We start from the raw sequence: 454 nt of genomic DNA on the forward strand, positions 1-454 counted from the left end.
CTGTCAGTTTGACCCAATCCGACATCAAATTGACTATATTAGGGCAAGGCGCCGAGCGAACCGTTCGCAATGTTACGTCGAGCGCGCCGATGCGGATTGTATTGGGACTGTCTCTTATACACATCTAGATGTGTATAAGAGACAGAACATCTATCACCATTCCCAGCAGCGTGACGTCTATCGGAATACAAGCGTTCGTCGGTTGTACGGCAATTAATTCGATAACCAGCTTAAAGGCTGCCCCGCCGGAGATATATTCCTCTATTAACGTGAGCGCTTTCTATAGTTTAGACTACGCATCCATCTGCCTATACGTCCCGGAAAGCGCCGTAGAATCCTATCGCGCCGCCTTCGGCTGGCGTGATTTCAGTTGTGTCAGGCCGATTTCTGCGCTCGCGGCGCTTGATCATTATTATGAGGGTAGCGGCCGCGATATCCCGGCTTCCATCCCGGC

At 51.3% G+C, this 454-nt stretch carries 1 protein-coding gene; it reads left to right on the forward strand.

Annotated elements, in window-relative coordinates; translation table 11 throughout:
* Window positions 1-128: 128 nt before the first annotated feature.
* Window positions 129-454, forward strand: a 326-nt coding sequence (locus ACYVRA_RS08850) for a leucine-rich repeat protein (protein ID WP_461252347.1), incomplete at its 3' end; no start/stop codon positions are given.

The sequence above is a fragment of the Treponema sp. R8-4-B8 genome (assembly GCF_054786175.1).